Source organism: Arthrobacter sp. D3-16 (assembly GCF_054408515.1).
On sequence record NZ_CP096437.1, the window covers coordinates 3,438,223 to 3,453,099 of the forward strand.

The following is a 14,877-nucleotide window of genomic DNA, read 5'->3' on the forward strand; positions in this document are numbered from 1 at the left end:
CACGAAGCGGGTGTCAATGCTTTCTGCACCGCCTGTTTCCGGCGCAGAAAGCCCCGGCCGGCAATGTATCTTGTTGCCCATGGGCATTTTCCTGGCCGGCGCCGGACCGGACTACCACTCCTTTCCTGACGTGTTTGAGCGCTTCGTCGAGGACATCCCCGGGGGCAGCGGCCGGAGGCGCCGGATCGCCGTCGTGGTGCACCACCGCGGCGGGAACCCGGACAGTGTGCTGCAGGATTACGCCGGACCGCTTCAGTCACTGGCCTCCTGTGAGGTGGTACCGGTCCTGCTGCGTGAGGGCAGCCCGGCGGATCCGGCCGCTTTCGAGGGCGCTGACGCAGTGATGGTGGGCGGCGGGCTGACCCCGGTGTACCTCGAGGGGCTCCGGGACTGCGCCGGTGTCATCGCGGCCAGGGTGGCCGACGGCGCCCCGTACCTTGGGTTTTCCGCCGGCGCAATGGTTGCGCCCGGCAGGGGCATTATTGGCGGCTACCGGATCGGGGGCGTCGAGGTATGCGGCGAGGAGTGTTCCGAGGACCTCGACGAGGTGGATGTACGTGACGGATTGGGGCTTGTTCCCTTCTCCGTGGACGTCCACGCCGCCCAGGCCGGCACCCTCAGCAGGGCCGTGGGTGCCGTGGCCGCGGGACTAGTGCCCAGGGCGGTGGCGGTGGACGAAAACACGGCAGTTGTCCTGCCCAGCGCCGGCGGGGTGGAATTTGAGGCAATAGGCCGCGGCAACTGCTGGGATGTCCGCAGGACGGGCACAGGCTGCAGCGTTGCCCTCCGCTCGGCGGGCAACTGAAAACAGTACCGCCGGGCTGGGGCAGGACCGGCTACTACTCGAAGTGTGTCTGGATGCTGGTGCCGGACAATTGTTCGATCAGTTCAGTGGCGACATCACGCAGCTTGCGGTTACGGTTGCTGGAAACCTTGGTGAGAATCTCCATCGCTTCCGATTGCGAGCACCTGTTCTGCGCCATGATCACACCGCAGGCCAGGTTGATGGCGGTCCGGCTTTCCATAGCCGCCTCCAGGTCCTCGGCCCGGTGTTCTGCAGACTTGATGCGGACCGACAGCTGCAGTGTGCTGTGGGCGGCGGCAGCGAACCCAAGAGCCTTGTCGTAAACGTTAGGGGTGAAGACGCCGGGCTTGGACGCGAAGAAGTTGAGCGCGGCGCTGGCTCTATCGCTGATCTCAAGGGGCACTCCCAGGGAGCTGTAGACGCCCGCCTCCGCGAATTTCCGGCTCAGCTCCGGCCACCTCTGATCAGACGCGACGTCGTCGATAATCACGGGCGACATGTCCCGGAGCGCCTTGATACAGGGGCCGTCGCCCACCGCCTGCTCCAGCTCATCCAGCTCGATGGCGCGTTCGCTGCTGCCCGCGGCAGTAGAGGGCTTGCGCCTCAGCTTGACGGTAACTGCGCATTCGATCTGGTCACCGGCTGCCTCCGAAACCGCCGCAGCCGCCAGCTTGGAGAGCCCGGAGAGGAATTCAGCTGCATCTTCCGTGCCCACCAGAATGCTCTGGAGCTGCTCTGCAGGTTCGCTCCCTGATGAATTCGACATGGGCACATCCTATTCTCATCCGACCAAGCGGAGGTCCAGGTACTCGACTACGGGACGTTGTGTTGCAGTGCCGCCGCTTCGGGCTCGTCCGAGGGTTTGGGCATTATCCGCTCCGAAGTCTTCCGGATGGCTTGCCGCGCTTCGGCCAGTTTACGGGAATCAAGACCCGTCCTCAGCAGCGCATCCTCCAGCTCCGCCAGGGCGTTACGCAGGGCCGGGGCGTCGGGATGCTGGATGACGGCGGGGATGCAGGCGTCCAGCGCCGATTGGAAAGAGTCCATGTCGCTCCTATGCAACCGGGGCGCAAGGCGGGCGAAAGACCTGATCAGTTCGGCGCAGGTTTGGGCTTGACGCGATTCTGCCGTGGCAACCACAAGGTTGGACAGTGCCGCCAGCCCGCGTGCCACGGCTCCGTCCGTGTAGACGATCGGCAGTTCCTCCGGTTCCTTTGAACGGTCGGACCTGTCCCTTTCACCACTGACGAGCCAGCGACCCAACAGGTCCGAGAGGGAACGGATAGCTGCTATGGCGGTGTTCGGGCTCTGCCCTGCGCTTGTACCCGTGGCCCAGGCGATATTTTCCAGCTGGTCCAGGGCGTATCCGGATTCAGCGTCAACGTCCCGGACGTCGTCAATGCCAAAAGCGGAAAGTACCTCAGTGTCATGCGAGTCGTCATCGGGGTCCACTCCCACGAGGCGGGCAACGACGTCGCCGAACACCATATATTCGCCCAGCCTCCCCTCGACGAGAATCTCACGGTCGTCGCCGACGGCACTGGCAACCCGGGCCAACTGAGGGAGGTCAATCGTCACCACGTAGCCACTGTCGAGCACGTTCACTTGTCTCTCAGGGGCGCCAGGGCTGGTTTTGCGCTCCATAGCGGTGCTGCCCAGCAGCCGCAGCTCACTTTCCCGTGCTTCAAGGGCCAGGTCATGGATTGACCGCATCACGGACTCCGGCCGCATCTGGTCAACGCTGGCATGGATCAGCATCAACAGGACCACCAACGCAACGATGGTCAGGAACAACGTCACGCATGCACCGTAGACGGGAGCCGCGTCCTCCCTGGCCAGTCCGAGGACCAGGAATGTGAAGGCGGATGCACCAACAAAGAAGCCGAAGTACGCCTGGTTGGCCTTTCGCCTCAGGAACTGATCCAGGACCACCGGGGTCAGGGAACTGGCAGTCTGCTGCACAGCCAGGAGCAGCACAGAGAAGGTGATGGATGTTACAGTCAGCAGGCTGGTGGCCACCGCGGAAACAAAATCAACCGCACCGCCTGGCGGCACCAGGGTTTCCGCGCCATCCAGAAAAGCTCCGTGGCTTCTGGAGGACGCGTCCAGCACCGAGACAGCAACCCCTGCCACGCAAAAGCCCGCCGTAATCAGCAAAGGCAGCCTGAGAAACTCGGCTATTCCACGCTGCAACCGGCTAGCCTCGTGCATGCCGCCCGAACTGCGGAGGGGATCTTCCAGGGCTGCCTCACGTACGTCCGGCCTATCCTTGCCGCTCATCAGCCGGCACCTCCGGATCTATCCTTTGTCCCCATCCACGAAGTACGGCCGCTCCCTGACCACCACCATTAAGGACGATTCCTACTTACCCTGACGCGCCACGATTATGCGGTTTTCAAGCGCCGCGAGCTCAATGTCTGGGCTTGCTTGGGGATCAGACCTGGCGGGAAAGGATGGCCTGGCTGACTTCCTTAATCGCCTGGGTTACCTTGATCCCCCGGGGACACGCCTCGCTGCAGTTGAACACCGTCCGGCACCGCCATACCCCTTCCCGGTCGTTGAGGACCTCAAGCCTCATGTCCGCCCCGTCATCCCGGGAATCGAAGATAAACCGATGGGCGTTCACAATGGCGGCAGGCCCAAAGTATTGCCCGTCGTTCCAGAAGACCGGACAGGAGGAGGTACAGGCAGCACAAAGAATGCATTTGGTGGTGTCATCAAAGCGCTCCCGCTCCTCCGGGGACTGAAGCCGTTCACGCGTTGGCTCGTGGCCCCGGTTGATCAGGAACGGAAAGATCTCCCTGTACGACTGGAAAAAAGGCTCCATGTCCACAATCAGGTCCTTCTCCACCGGGAAACCCTGCAAGGGCTCAACGGTGATGGGTTTCCCCGGCTCCAGGTCCTTCAGCAGGGCCTTGCACGCCAGCCTGTTCCGGCCGTTGATCCGCATCGCATCCGAGCCACATACTCCGTGGGCGCAGGACCGGCGGAAGGAGAGGGAACCGTCCACCTCCCACTTGATCCGGTGAAGCGCGTCCAGGACACGTTCTGTGGCGAGCATAGTGAGCGGGTAGTTTTCCCAGCGTGCCAATTCGGAGAACTCCGGGTTATATCGACGCACCCGGACGATGACATCCAACGTTGGCACATCCTCGCTGACGGACTGCGGGAGATCAACTTTCGAAGGTGGTTCATGCGCATCAAAATCCATGGCAAGCACTCTTTCCGGCGGTTTCCTGGCGAAAGCCTTATGCCTATTCGGGCAGTTCCATCTGGAAACCGCACGGACAGTGCAATACCTGCGTTGTGAGGTATACGTCCAAGGCGTCCACCAGGTCCTGGTCAGTTGTGGCAGGGGCATAGAGACGGCGGAGTTCGGAGCCGGTTTTCTGCATGGGCTGCCCGCAGTGGATGTAGTGCCCGCCGAGGGCAAGCACGTCCTCCAGGCTCCGGACCCGGTTCAGGACTGCGGCAACAGCAACAACGCCTGCCCGATGGAGGTATTGGTTCCTGCACGTTCTGCAGGAGTAACCCACTTCCACGGAATCGCTCGCAGGAGGCGTGAGCGCCGCGATGGAGTGCAGGGCCAAGTGGCGGTCCGAGCCGCACTTGGTGCAGATGAGGGGATAGTCCTCAGTCCGCTCTCCCCTGATGCCGTTGTTGGGACCCTCGGGGTGGATCGACATTGTCAGGCGGCCGCGGGATAGCTGGACAGGATGTAGTCGGCCGCCGCGGGACCGACCATCCGGAGCCTGCTGTCATGAACGTCGACGCCGGCCCGGTGCATCGCGGCCCGGAAGGTAATGTCCGGCTTCGCTTCCAGTCCATGCAGGAAGCACCAGCTGACGTACAGTCCGTAAAGGCAGTCCGCGGACATGGGGCAGTCCGTATCGAATTCGGGAACTGTGGCTTCGGCAAGAAAGGTTGAGAAATGCGAGGCAGCCATGATGGCTCTCTTTCGCTGGTGTGCATCTGTCCGCCGTGTTGCTACAGCGGTTCCTCCTGATGGCCCTGCACATGACCCGGAGGGGGAAGCGTCCAAATGACGTGACGCCTGCCACTTAGAATGTACGCATTCGCGGCCCTGCTGTCCAGCAGACCCGCTCCCGTGGCTATTCGTCGAAGTGCGTGCGCAGCGCCGGGTCCGGCGAAACGGATTCGATGACGCCTGCGGCCACGTCCCGCAACTTGATATTGCGGCTGTTGGAGGCCTTCCGCAGAATAGCCATGGCTGCGGCCTGGCTGCACCGGTTTTGCGCCATGATGACCCCGACGGCGATGTCGATGGCCGTCCTGGACTTCATAGCCGCCTCCAGGTCCTCCTTCGCGTCCTTCAACTGGGCCATGCGCAGTTCGACCCTAAGCGTTTTGGAGGACTGCTCGCCGAACAATTCAGTTCGTTTGATGTCCTCCGGGGAGAATCCTTGAACTGCTGAGGAGTAGATGTTCAGGGCAGCAGTTGCATCTCCCTCCAGCTGCAGGGGAACGCCAAGGATTGAGCGGACACCGCGTGCAGCAACCGCACGTACATATTCGGGCCAGCGCCGCTCGGTGGTGACGTCGCCGACGTAAACGGTTTGGCCGGTCCGCATGGCGGCAAGGCAGGGGCCGTCGCCGTGGGCGTACTGCAGCTCATCCATGATCCGGGCCTGCGGTGTACTGGAGGCCACAGTGACGGGCCTTTTTCGTCGGACCACGGTGACGTTGCAATGGACATCGCCGCCAGGTGGGGCCAGCATGGACGCCGAGAAGACGGCAAATTCCTTGAAGAAGTCCTGGGGGTCAGCCGTTTGCAGGACCAGATCCTGGAGGCGGGAGACGATCCCGTCCTCCGTTGCGGCGGTGCTGACTAAAGCGTTTGCAGCGAGGGGAAAGGATTCTGCAGTGTCAGGCAAAGAATCTGCAGTTTCGGGCACAGCGTCCATGGCACTTCCTGAAGTTGGGCTTCAACCGCATTCAGTTTTCGCGTGCGGCCTTAAGACGCCCACTTCCAAACGTTTCACCCAGCCTACATGGATTTTTTGGACAAGCGGCAAACCGGCGTGCCGGAGCCAGACATGGCGGATGCGCCAAGGGTATGCTGGATATGGGCCGCAGTAATTTTCCGGTCCCGGCCCAGCAGGGGGCACTCCGAAGGACGGCAACGTCCGACCAGAAGGTTGGCTATCATGCCACAGCAGCTCCCCCTGGATGAACTCACCCTTGCCCTCGCGCGCATCAACGGCCTGCTCCTGACCGAGGAGAAGGTTGACCGCGCCGTTCAGTTGCTGGCCGAGGGCATCCGTGACGCCTTCCCGGGAAGTTCCGGTGCCGGGGTGTCACTCCTGGACGAGCAGGGGAACAGAACCAGCACAGGAGCCACGGACCCTGTTGTGTTGGAGGCAGACAAGGCACAATACGAGCTTGGCCAAGGTCCCTGCCTTACGGCCTGGGCGACAGAACGCACAGTGGTGATCCACGACGTTGTTACCGATGACCGCTGGCCGCAGTGGTCCCAAGCGGTACAGAGCTTCGCCATCCGGTCCGTAATCAGCGCTCCGCTGATGTCCGGCACCCGGTGTCTGGGGGCCCTAAAGATCTACTCAACCCAACCGGGGGCTTATGACGCCGCCACCGCACGCCCGCTGGAAAAACTCGTCGTCCCTGCCGCCACGCTGCTGGCCAACATCCAAAGCTCGGAAGCACCGAAGCGCTTCACTCAGGTCCTGACATCTGCCCTGTTGAGCCGGGACACGATCAACCGCGCCCAGGGCTTCCTGATGCACAGGCAAGGCCTGGATCAGGGCGCTGCCCTGCAGAAGCTCCTGGAGCTTTCCAAGACCGGCAGGCAGTCCCTCTTCAGCGTCAGCACCGAAATACTCACCAGGACGAAGGACGGCCCTGATGACGGAAGCTGACCACGACAGGCCGGATTCCTCGGCAGGGCTGGAGCAGGAGCAAAGCCGGCTCCTGCGCAAAGCCCTGCTCCACGCGGGCATCCGGCACGGGGATCTTTGGCTGCGCTACTTCAGCATCGGCGGAACAGTAGGCGAATACGAAGTGGACGCCTACATCCAGTCGCTGATGTCCCTGCCACCGGACCAACGTGACTTAATAGCGCACGCAGCGAATGAGTTGATCGACGAATTTCCGCCACTGCCGCGCGCGCCGTACCTGGAAGACCTCATCCAGTAAAAAGGAGCCTCGATATGCGACACGACATGGGTCTTCCCAAGGCTACGGCCCTGGAGTCGGCCGCTTTCCTGCTCGACGTATTCCTCCCCACGGCCGCGAAGGGGCCACTCATCCGCAGGCCAAAGGCAGAGGCGGGTGCAGAACGGCTGGGACTGGATGACCGGGCAGTCCGTAGGATGGTGAAACTTGCCCGGAAATACCGGAAGGGACCGTTGATGCTTCGCCTCCCGGGGCGCCAACAGGCGGTAGTGCTGCATCCGGAACACCTGCACTATGTCCTGGCCAACTCACCGGAGCCCTTCTCCCCGGCAAGCAATGAAAAGAAGGCCGCCCTCGAGCACTTTGAACCCCGCTTCGTGCTCATTTCACAAGGACCGGAAAGGACCGCTCGAAGGGCGCTGCAGGAGCAGGTCCTTGACGCCCATAGCCCCGTGCATCGGCTTGCGGGATCGTTCCTGCCGATCGTGCGGGAGGAAGCGGACCAGCTGCTCCAAAGCGCTGGGAACGGCAGCGGGTCCGAAAGCCTTGAACTCGATTGGGATGACTTCATCCAGCCCTGGCGCCGGGTGGTGCGGCGTACTGTCTTCGGAAACAAGGCGCGCGACGACCATGAGTTGACCGCGATGCTCGCTGAGCTCCGGGGAAACGCAAACTGGTCCTTCCTCAAACGGCAGAACACCAAGCTAAGGGCAGAGTTCCTCGCCCGCGTTGATGACCGGCTGAAGACCGCTGAACCGGGGAGCCTGGCATTTGTGATGGCCAGCATGCATCCGGGTCAGGACGCCGCCCCGGTTGACCAGGTCCCGCAGTGGCTGTTCGCCTTGGAGACCTCGGGCATGGCCACCTTCAGGACCCTGGCGCTTCTTGCCACGCATCCCGAACAGTTGGCCGCGGCTAGGGCTGAGGTACAGCAGGACGAAACGGAACGCCGGCACCTGCCGTTCCTGCGCGCCTGCGTCCTTGAGTCGTTGCGGCTGTGGCCCACAACGCCCGCGATCCTTCGCCAGACCACCCGGGAAGTCCAATGGCCCGACGGCGACATGGGAACCGGCTGCGGTGTCCTGATTTATGCCCCGTACTTTCACCGGGACGAAGACAAGGTCCCACAGGCGCATTCCTTCGTGCCGGAACGGTGGCTGGACCGCAACTATGACGAGGAGTGGCCGCTGGTTCCCTTCAGCGCAGGCCCGGTGTTCTGCCCCGGTCGCCAGCTGGCGCTGATGCTCACGAGCGCCATGCTCGCCTCCCTCATCGAGGAGGTCTCTTTTTCACTGTCTTCACCGCACGCCCTGGACCCGCAATCACGGCTGCCAGGAGAACTCAACAACTACTCCCTGCGCTTCAGCGTCACCGGCAGCAAGCCGCAACCCAGCCCGGAGCAAGCTTTCTAAACCGCCGGGACCTGCCGCGGGGCCGCCGTCGTAAGCCCTTCCCGGACGGCGGGTTTCCCTGTGAGCCAACGGGGCGGCGGCGAGCCCTTGGCTCTATGCTGGGACTATGGCGCAGCAACTTCCCCTCGACGAGCTCAGCACTGTGATCGCTCGCATTCACGGGCTGCTGCTGACGGAAGAAAAAGTGAATACCGCAGTGCGGCTGTTGGCCCAGGCAGCCAAGGAGTCCGTTCCTGGCACCATCGGAGCAGGCGTATCCCTCCTGGATGCACGGGGGCGCCGCACCAGCAGCGGTTACACGGACAGGATTGTTAGGCAGGCCGACACCAAACAGTACGAGTGCGGGGAAGGTCCGTGCCTGACCGCGTGGGCCACAGAGGAACCTGTACTGGTCAGGGATCTGAATGATGAATCCCGGTGGCCGGAATGGCGCAAGGCCGTAGCGGGTCTGCCCGTGCGTTCAGTTGTCAGCGCACCCCTGGTCGCGGGCAAGGAATCCATCGGCGCCCTGAAGCTGTACGCCGCCACCCCCGATACCTATGACGAGTCCAGCGTCATCCTGCTTCAGCTCTTTGCCGCCCCGGCCGCCACCCTGCTCTCGCACATCCAGGCCAGCGAGGCGCCGCACAGGATGACGCAGGGCCTGCAGGCGTCCCTGTACAGCCGTGACGTTGTAAACCGGGCGTGCGGCGTGCTGATGGAACGCCTGGGGATTAGCCACGAAGCCGCCCTGCACCAGTTGATTAAGCAGGCCCGCGACGAAAATACCGCATTGCAGCAGATCAGCGAACGTGTCCTGGCCGGGACGCCGGCACACGGGGCGTAGGAGCTGCCCGTGGGGTTTGATCCGAACGAACCGGAACAACGGCGCAGGCTGCGCTCCGCGCTGAAGGCCGCGGACATCCTGGTATCCGAGCTGTGGCTGAAATATTTCGGCATGTCCGGCGATGCGGGCGAATACGAGGTGGAAGCCTACCTGCAAGGGCTGCTTTCCCTGCCGCCCGTCCAGCGCGACCTGCTGGCGCTGGCCGCCAATGAGCTCATTGACGACCTCCCCCGGCCCCGCGCACCTTACTCCGACGATTTCGACGGCGGCACGGCAACAGCTCCCGAGGCGGCGGACAGCCGGGATGACGGCACGAGACGGCAAGCCGGGCCGGACGAGTAGATCGGAGCGTGCGAGCGTATCAATAGGTCCCGTACCGGCGTAGTGTCAGTAGTAGGAGATTTCGGGATAACAACAGATCCAGAGGTTGAATACTCAGGTCAGCCGTGCAGAGAGCGGAGGCCGATGGCCAGGGGCAAATGCTCACGGCAAACCCAGGGATCGAGGCCTCGTGGCCCAGGACAGCAGACTTACCACTTCGGACCAGATGCAGGATCTGCTACTCGAGAGCCCTGAATTTCCTGAGTTCCTCCTGGGTCTCGCCACAATGTCCGCTTCGCTGGTCGGCGCCGATGGCCAGGTGACGTGCACCATTACAGTGGAGCGCGACGGAGGGCCGGCAACGGTTGCCAGCAGCAGCGAAGCGGGCCGCCGGCTGGATGAAACACAGTACGCGTTCCATGACGGGCCTTGCCTGACGGCGGCCCGGGAGCAACGCCTCGTGTTGATCCCGGACCTGAGGGGCGATGCACGCTGGAGCGACTACCTGGAGGCAGCACTCCATGAAGGCGTGCGTTCCGTCCTGGCTGTCCCCATCCCCACCGAGCCCTTTTCCCGTGCAGGATTAAACTGTTACGCAAGTACGGTGGGCGCCTTCACCGGGGAAACAGTGCCCCTGTTGGAGCAGCACGCGGCATCCATGTCCCGCGTCCTGAGGATCGCCCTGAGGCTGCACGGCGCGAATGTACATCCCGGGCACCTCCGCGCCGCGCTGAAGTCACGGGCCGTGGTGGACGCTGCGGTGTCCCTGATCATGCTCCAGCAGCGTGGCGGGCGGGACGACGCCTTGGAGGTCCTCCAGCGGGCCGCCAAGTCCAACAACCGGCGGGTCCATGACATCGCCAGCGACATCGTCCGGGGAGCTCAGCTCCCGGCAGGCCGGCTCAACGGAGGCTAGGAATGTGTACCGACGGGGGCGAAGGTTCCGAGCAACCGAACCGTGCAGCTGAAGAGCGGCGCGGCACAGCTGAACGCTTCCGGAACACCGATTTGCCGCTGGCCAAGTTGTGGACGTACTACTACGGGCTCGGTGGCGGAATTGATGAGATGTCCCTGGATGCCTACCTCCATGAAGCAATCGACATTCCGGCCGCGCAAGTGGCCTTGATTGCCACGGCGATTACGGAACTAACGGAAGGTGACCTACCATGACTGCTCACGATTCCAGCGCCGGCAGCTTTGACGCCGCACCCCGGGAAGTCCCGCAATCGGCGTCGAACATTGAGCTGCGGCTTCAGGAAATGGTCCTGGACAGCCGGGACATCGTCGGCTTCCTCACTGACTTGGCGGTGGTTGCCTCTTCAAGGCTGTCCTCCCCCGACAACCGGATCCACACCGGAGTCACCGTCATCCGGCGCAAGAGAGCCGAAGCAGTAGCCAGCAGCGACGCGGCAGCACACGCCCTGGACGAGTTGCAGAACGGGTTCGGGGATGGACCCTGCCTGACGGCACTCCGGGCCGGAACGACTGTCCTGGTGTCGGACCTTGCGGTCGAGCGGCGCTGGCGCGCCTACCTGAAGGTGGCCAGGGAGCATGGCGTTTCCTCCATCCTTGCCGTACCGCTGGACCTGGCCGGCGAGGCAGAAGCGGTCCTCAACCTCTATTCCGGCCGAAGCAACGGATTTTCCGACGACGATGTGTCCACCGTGGAAGCCTTCGCCAGCCAGGCCGCAAGTTCAGTGCGGCTGGTACTTCGCATCACCCAGCTCAGCGAGGCCAGGAGCGACCTCGCCTCGGCCATGCAGTCCCGCACCGTCATCGACATGGCGGTCGGCGCCATCATGGCAGAAAACAGGTGCAGCCGGGACACTGCATTCCAAATCCTCACGAAGGCCTCCAACACCCGCAACATCAAGCTCCGGGATGTAGCGGCTTCCGTCATCAGGTCCATCTCGGGCGAGCAGCAGATCGTCACCTACTTCGACGAGTAGCACCGCTGCCCCAGTTGGCTAAGACGTGACGAGTCTCACCTGCAACAATCCGCATATTGGTTGAGAGGCGCACCCGGCTCTGGGCACCATGGGAAAGCAGGGCTTGCGGCTTCCGGAGCAACACTTCCCGCGGTCCCGTGTGCTTGGTCACATCAGCCCTGCTACGGTTGCCAATCCTCACGGCAACCTGCACCATGGAAGTACGGGAATGCGCTTTCCCACCTGCAGTCAGTTCTCACCGACGAGGACACGGTCCGGGCAATGAAGTCTCCGGGCCGCCAACCGCATGAAATGGAAGTTGAATAATGACGTTCGATGCCAATGACTCCGTAACCCTGAAGATCTGGGACCGGTCGGCCCTCCACCACACGCTGGACACCGCGGTAAGCGACCTTTCCGCGCGCCACAACACCACCACCTGCCGCATCGCCGTCACTTGCAGCGGACCCAACACCTTTACGCTGAGCGTGCGCGGCGAAGACCGCGCGCTGGTCTCCGCGTAAGTCCCACCCCTCAGAGGAAAGCGGGCGACGGCGGGAGGTTCCGCCGTCGCCCGCTTTCCTGCTTTGCGGGTGTTTCAGTTGCTCGCTGAGCGGCCGTGGGACAGCCCGGTGGGGAAGCCCACCAGCACCGGTTCCGGAAATGCGCAGCCGGCGGGCGAGTGGTCAGCAGCAGTCCTGATCGTCGTCGCAGCAACCGGAGTCGCCGCAGCATCCTGTCCTCATTCCGCTCACCCCCTCCCCTGTTCCGGGTCCTAGCTGTGGGTTGGTTCCTCGACGAGCGCGGTGGCGATGCTGTCCGCATCCTCCAGCGCGGCGAGGTAGCGCTCGGCGTCGAGGGCAGCAGCACAGCCCGTACCGGCGGCGGTGATGGCCTGGCGGTACCGGTGGTCCACCGCGTCGCCGCAGGCAAACACGCCGGAGAGGTTGGTAACGGTGGTGGGCGAATCCACCTTGATGTAGCCGTCGTCATCGAGGTCCACCTGCCCGGTCAGCAGTTCGGTGCGCGGCACGTGGCCGATCGCAACGAAGATCCCGGTGGCGGACTGGTGCCGGCTCTCCCCGGTGCGCGTGTCCGTGAGCGTTACCCCGGAGACTTTGCCGTCGCCGTGAATGGCCGTGACGGCGGAGTTCCAGGCAAAGGTGATCTTGGGGTTGTCCTTGGCCCGCTGCGCCATGATGCGGGAGGCGCGCAGCTCGCCCTTCCTCACGACGACGGTGACGGACTTGCCGAACCGGGTCAGGAACATTGCTTCCTCCATGGCCGAGTCCCCGCCGCCCACCACGATGATGTCCTGTTCGCGGAAGAAGAACCCGTCGCAGGTGGCGCACCAGGAAACTCCGTGGCCGCTGAACTTTTTCTCCTCCGGCAGCCCGAGTTCCTTGTAGGCGGAGCCGGTTGCCAGGATGACGGCCGGGGCACGGTGGGTTTCGCCGCCGCCGGTGACCACCGTCTTCAGGTGGCCGCCGAGCGCAACCTCCGTGACGTCGTCGAACACTACCTTGGCGCCGAACTTTTCGGCCTGCTCCTGCAGCCCCTCCATGAGCTCCGGTCCCTGGATGCCGCCGGGGAAGCCCGGGAAGTTTTCCACTTCGGTGGTGTTCATGAGCGCACCGCCGGCAGTCACCGATCCGGCCAGCACCAGCGGTTCAAGGCCGGCCCGGGCAGCGTAGATGGCAGCGGTGTAGCCGGCGGGGCCTGAGCCGATGATGATCAGCTGTTCGGTGGCGGCGTGCTGGTTGTTGGCGTTAAGGGTCACGGGGGTTCCTTTGCTTCAGGCGTGTGGGAAAAGGCTACTGGGCGTCCGGGTGCCGTGCGGGTACCAGCTCCGTGATCAGGTTCTCGATGCGGGTCTTGATGTCGTCGCGGATGGGGCGCACGGCGTCCACGCCCTGGCCTGCGGGATCCTCCAGGACCCAGTCCTCATAGCGCTTTCCGGGGAAGTAGGGGCATTCGTCACCGCAGCCCATGGTGATGACGACGTCGGATTCCTTGACGGCCTCGGTGGTGAGCATTTTCGGGATTTCGGCGGACATGTCGATGCCGAGCTCTGCCATGGCCTCGACGGCGGCGGGGTTCACTTTGTCCGCGGGCTGGGAACCGGCGGAGCGGACCTCCACCGTCCCCTTGGCCATCGTGGTGAGGAACGCGGCAGCCATCTGGGAGCGGCCCGCGTTGTGGACGCAGACGAAGAGGACGGAGGGCTTCCTGGCTGTTTCGGTGGTCATCATGTCTCCTGGAGATGTGTGGTTCAGCGGGCGGCGGGGGCGAAGTAGCGTCGGCGCGCCCACAGTGCGGCGTATACAAGTGCAACAAGTGCGGGCACTTCAATCAAGGGGCCGACGACGCCGGCGAGCGCCTGGCCGGACGTGACACCGAAGGTGCCAATCGCCACAGCGATGGCCAATTCGAAATTGTTGCCGGCGGCGGTGAAGGCGAGGGTGGTGGTTTTGGCGTAGCCGAGGTCCAGCCACTTTCCCACGAGCATGCCGGCGCCGAAGACCACCACGAAGTAGACCAGCAGCGGCAGCGCGATCCTGGCGACATCGAGCGGCCTGGACGTGATGGTGCCGCCCTGGAGGGCGAACAGGAGTGTGATGGTGAAGAGGAGTCCGTAGAGTGCCCAGGGCCCGATCTTCGGCAGGAAAGTGCCTTCGTACCAGTCCCGGCCCCTGACCTTCTCCCCGAGCGTCCTCGTGAGGAAGCCGGCCAGCAGCGGGATGCCGAGGAAGATCAGCACGGAGGCGGTGATGGCCCAGAAGGAGAAGTCGGCGCTCGTGGTGGGCAGGCCCAGCCAGGACGGCAGGAGTTGCAGGTAGAACCAGCCCAGCGCGCCGAATGCGACCACCTGGAAGACGGAGTTGATGGCCACCAGCACGGCGGCAGCCTCCCGGTCACCGCAGGCGAGATCGTTCCAGATCATCACCATCGCGATGCAGCGGGCCAGCCCCACGATAGTCAGTCCTGTGCGGTACTCAGGCAGGTCGGCCAGGAAGATCCAGGCCAGGACGAACATAAAGGCCGGGGCCAGGAGCCAGTTGATCACCAGCGACGAGACCAGGAGCTTCCTGTCCGCGATGACCCGGTTCGCCTGGTCGTAGCGGACCTTGGCCAGGACGGGGTACATCATCACCAGCAGGCCGATGGCAATGGGGAGGGAAACCTCGCCCACCTTCACTGCTTCCAGTGCGGTATTCAGGCCCGGGAGGAGGCTGCCCAGGGCCAGGCCGAGCAGCATGGCGGCCACGATCCAGACGGGAAGGAACCGGTCCAGCGTGGAGAGCCTGCCAACGACGGCGGCCTCTCCGGGGGCGGACGGCGGCTGGTGCGTCTGGGTACTCACGGTGCTCCTGTGCGGCTCAACTAAATTGATGGTTGTCGATATATGAAGTATGGCCATCCATATCGACG

At 63.6% G+C, this 14,877-nt stretch carries 19 protein-coding genes; 10 read left to right on the top strand and 9 right to left on the bottom strand.

Annotated elements, in window-relative coordinates; genetic code table 11:
• The first annotated feature begins 79 nt into the window (after positions 1 to 79).
• Positions 80 to 805, top strand: coding sequence for a Type 1 glutamine amidotransferase-like domain-containing protein (locus M1D32_RS16050; protein WP_458779608.1), 726 nt, complete (start codon positions 80 to 82; stop codon positions 803 to 805).
• Between the two features lie 34 nt (positions 806 to 839).
• Here the strand turns inward: M1D32_RS16050 and M1D32_RS16055 are convergent, their stop codons facing one another.
• The 6 genes from M1D32_RS16055 to M1D32_RS16080 form a co-directional block, all read right to left on the bottom strand.
• A complete protein-coding gene (locus tag M1D32_RS16055; RefSeq protein WP_458779609.1) occupies positions 840 to 1,571 on the bottom strand; it encodes a GAF and ANTAR domain-containing protein in 732 nt (243 codons plus the stop codon).
• 47 nt (positions 1,572 to 1,618) lie between these two features.
• A complete protein-coding gene (locus tag M1D32_RS16060) occupies positions 1,619 to 3,085 on the bottom strand; it encodes a DUF2254 family protein (protein ID WP_458779610.1) in 1,467 nt (488 codons plus the stop codon).
• Between the two features lie 154 nt (positions 3,086 to 3,239).
• Entirely contained in the window at positions 3,240 to 4,016 is a 777-nt protein-coding gene (locus M1D32_RS16065; RefSeq protein ID WP_458779611.1) for a succinate dehydrogenase iron-sulfur subunit, read from the bottom strand.
• A 43-nt stretch (positions 4,017 to 4,059) separates the two neighbouring features.
• The gene (locus tag M1D32_RS16070) at positions 4,060 to 4,491 is read right to left on the bottom strand and encodes a hypothetical protein (RefSeq protein ID WP_458779612.1); all 432 of its coding nucleotides are present in this window, start codon (positions 4,489 to 4,491) and stop codon (positions 4,060 to 4,062) included.
• Between the two features lie 2 nt (positions 4,492 to 4,493).
• On the bottom strand, positions 4,494 to 4,751 hold the full coding sequence (locus M1D32_RS16075; RefSeq protein ID WP_458779613.1) for a hypothetical protein: 258 nt from the start codon (positions 4,749 to 4,751) through the stop codon (positions 4,494 to 4,496).
• Positions 4,752 to 4,917: 166 nt separating this feature from the next.
• A complete protein-coding gene (locus M1D32_RS16080) occupies positions 4,918 to 5,700 on the bottom strand; it encodes an ANTAR domain-containing protein (RefSeq protein WP_458779614.1) in 783 nt (260 codons plus the stop codon).
• 273 nt (positions 5,701 to 5,973) lie between these two features.
• Here M1D32_RS16080 and M1D32_RS16085 point away from each other — a divergent pair, with 273 nt between their 5' ends.
• The 9 genes from M1D32_RS16085 to M1D32_RS16125 all read left to right on the top strand — a co-directional run bounded on the left by M1D32_RS16085 (position 5,974) and on the right by M1D32_RS16125 (position 11,969).
• Positions 5,974 to 6,702 (top strand): GAF domain-containing protein, encoded by a 729-nt coding sequence (locus M1D32_RS16085; protein WP_458779615.1) that lies wholly within the window; start codon positions 5,974 to 5,976, stop codon positions 6,700 to 6,702.
• Positions 6,689 to 6,979, top strand: a complete 291-nt coding sequence (locus M1D32_RS16090; protein WP_458779616.1) for a hypothetical protein — start codon at positions 6,689 to 6,691, stop codon at positions 6,977 to 6,979. Before M1D32_RS16085 ends, M1D32_RS16090 begins: the two co-directional genes overlap by 14 nt.
• Positions 6,980 to 6,993: 14 nt before the next feature.
• A complete protein-coding gene (locus tag M1D32_RS16095) occupies positions 6,994 to 8,370 on the top strand; it encodes a cytochrome P450 (protein WP_458779617.1) in 1,377 nt (458 codons plus the stop codon).
• 106 nt (positions 8,371 to 8,476) lie between these two features.
• The gene (locus M1D32_RS16100) at positions 8,477 to 9,196 is read left to right on the top strand and encodes a GAF and ANTAR domain-containing protein (protein ID WP_458779618.1); all 720 of its coding nucleotides are present in this window, start codon (positions 8,477 to 8,479) and stop codon (positions 9,194 to 9,196) included.
• Positions 9,197 to 9,205: 9 nt separating this feature from the next.
• Complete coding sequence (locus M1D32_RS16105) at positions 9,206 to 9,538, top strand: hypothetical protein (RefSeq protein WP_458779619.1); 333 nt, start codon at positions 9,206 to 9,208, stop codon at positions 9,536 to 9,538.
• A 205-nt stretch (positions 9,539 to 9,743) separates the two neighbouring features.
• On the top strand, positions 9,744 to 10,433 hold the full coding sequence (locus tag M1D32_RS16110; protein ID WP_458779620.1) for a GAF and ANTAR domain-containing protein: 690 nt from the start codon (positions 9,744 to 9,746) through the stop codon (positions 10,431 to 10,433).
• Positions 10,434 to 10,435: 2 nt separating this feature from the next.
• Complete coding sequence (locus tag M1D32_RS16115) at positions 10,436 to 10,687, top strand: hypothetical protein (protein ID WP_458779621.1); 252 nt, start codon at positions 10,436 to 10,438, stop codon at positions 10,685 to 10,687.
• A complete protein-coding gene (locus M1D32_RS16120) occupies positions 10,684 to 11,466 on the top strand; it encodes a GAF and ANTAR domain-containing protein (protein WP_458779622.1) in 783 nt (260 codons plus the stop codon). The genes M1D32_RS16115 and M1D32_RS16120 overlap by 4 nt, the downstream gene beginning before the upstream one ends.
• A 305-nt stretch (positions 11,467 to 11,771) precedes the next feature.
• Entirely contained in the window at positions 11,772 to 11,969 is a 198-nt protein-coding gene (locus tag M1D32_RS16125) for a hypothetical protein (protein WP_458779623.1), read from the top strand.
• A gap of 251 nt (positions 11,970 to 12,220) precedes the next feature.
• Here the strand turns inward: M1D32_RS16125 and trxB are convergent, their stop codons facing one another.
• The 3 genes from trxB to arsB are packed head-to-tail and all read right to left on the bottom strand — an operon-like array spanning position 12,221 to position 14,809.
• Complete coding sequence (trxB, locus tag M1D32_RS16130; protein WP_458779624.1) at positions 12,221 to 13,225, bottom strand: thioredoxin-disulfide reductase; 1,005 nt, start codon at positions 13,223 to 13,225, stop codon at positions 12,221 to 12,223.
• A gap of 34 nt (positions 13,226 to 13,259) precedes the next feature.
• Complete coding sequence (locus M1D32_RS16135) at positions 13,260 to 13,694, bottom strand: arsenate reductase ArsC (protein WP_458782214.1); 435 nt, start codon at positions 13,692 to 13,694, stop codon at positions 13,260 to 13,262.
• Positions 13,695 to 13,717: 23 nt separating this feature from the next.
• Positions 13,718 to 14,809: an ACR3 family arsenite efflux transporter gene (gene arsB / locus M1D32_RS16140; protein ID WP_458779625.1), complete on the bottom strand. Its 1,092-nt coding sequence runs from the start codon at positions 14,807 to 14,809 to the stop codon at positions 13,718 to 13,720.
• Positions 14,810 to 14,877 lie beyond the last annotated feature (68 nt).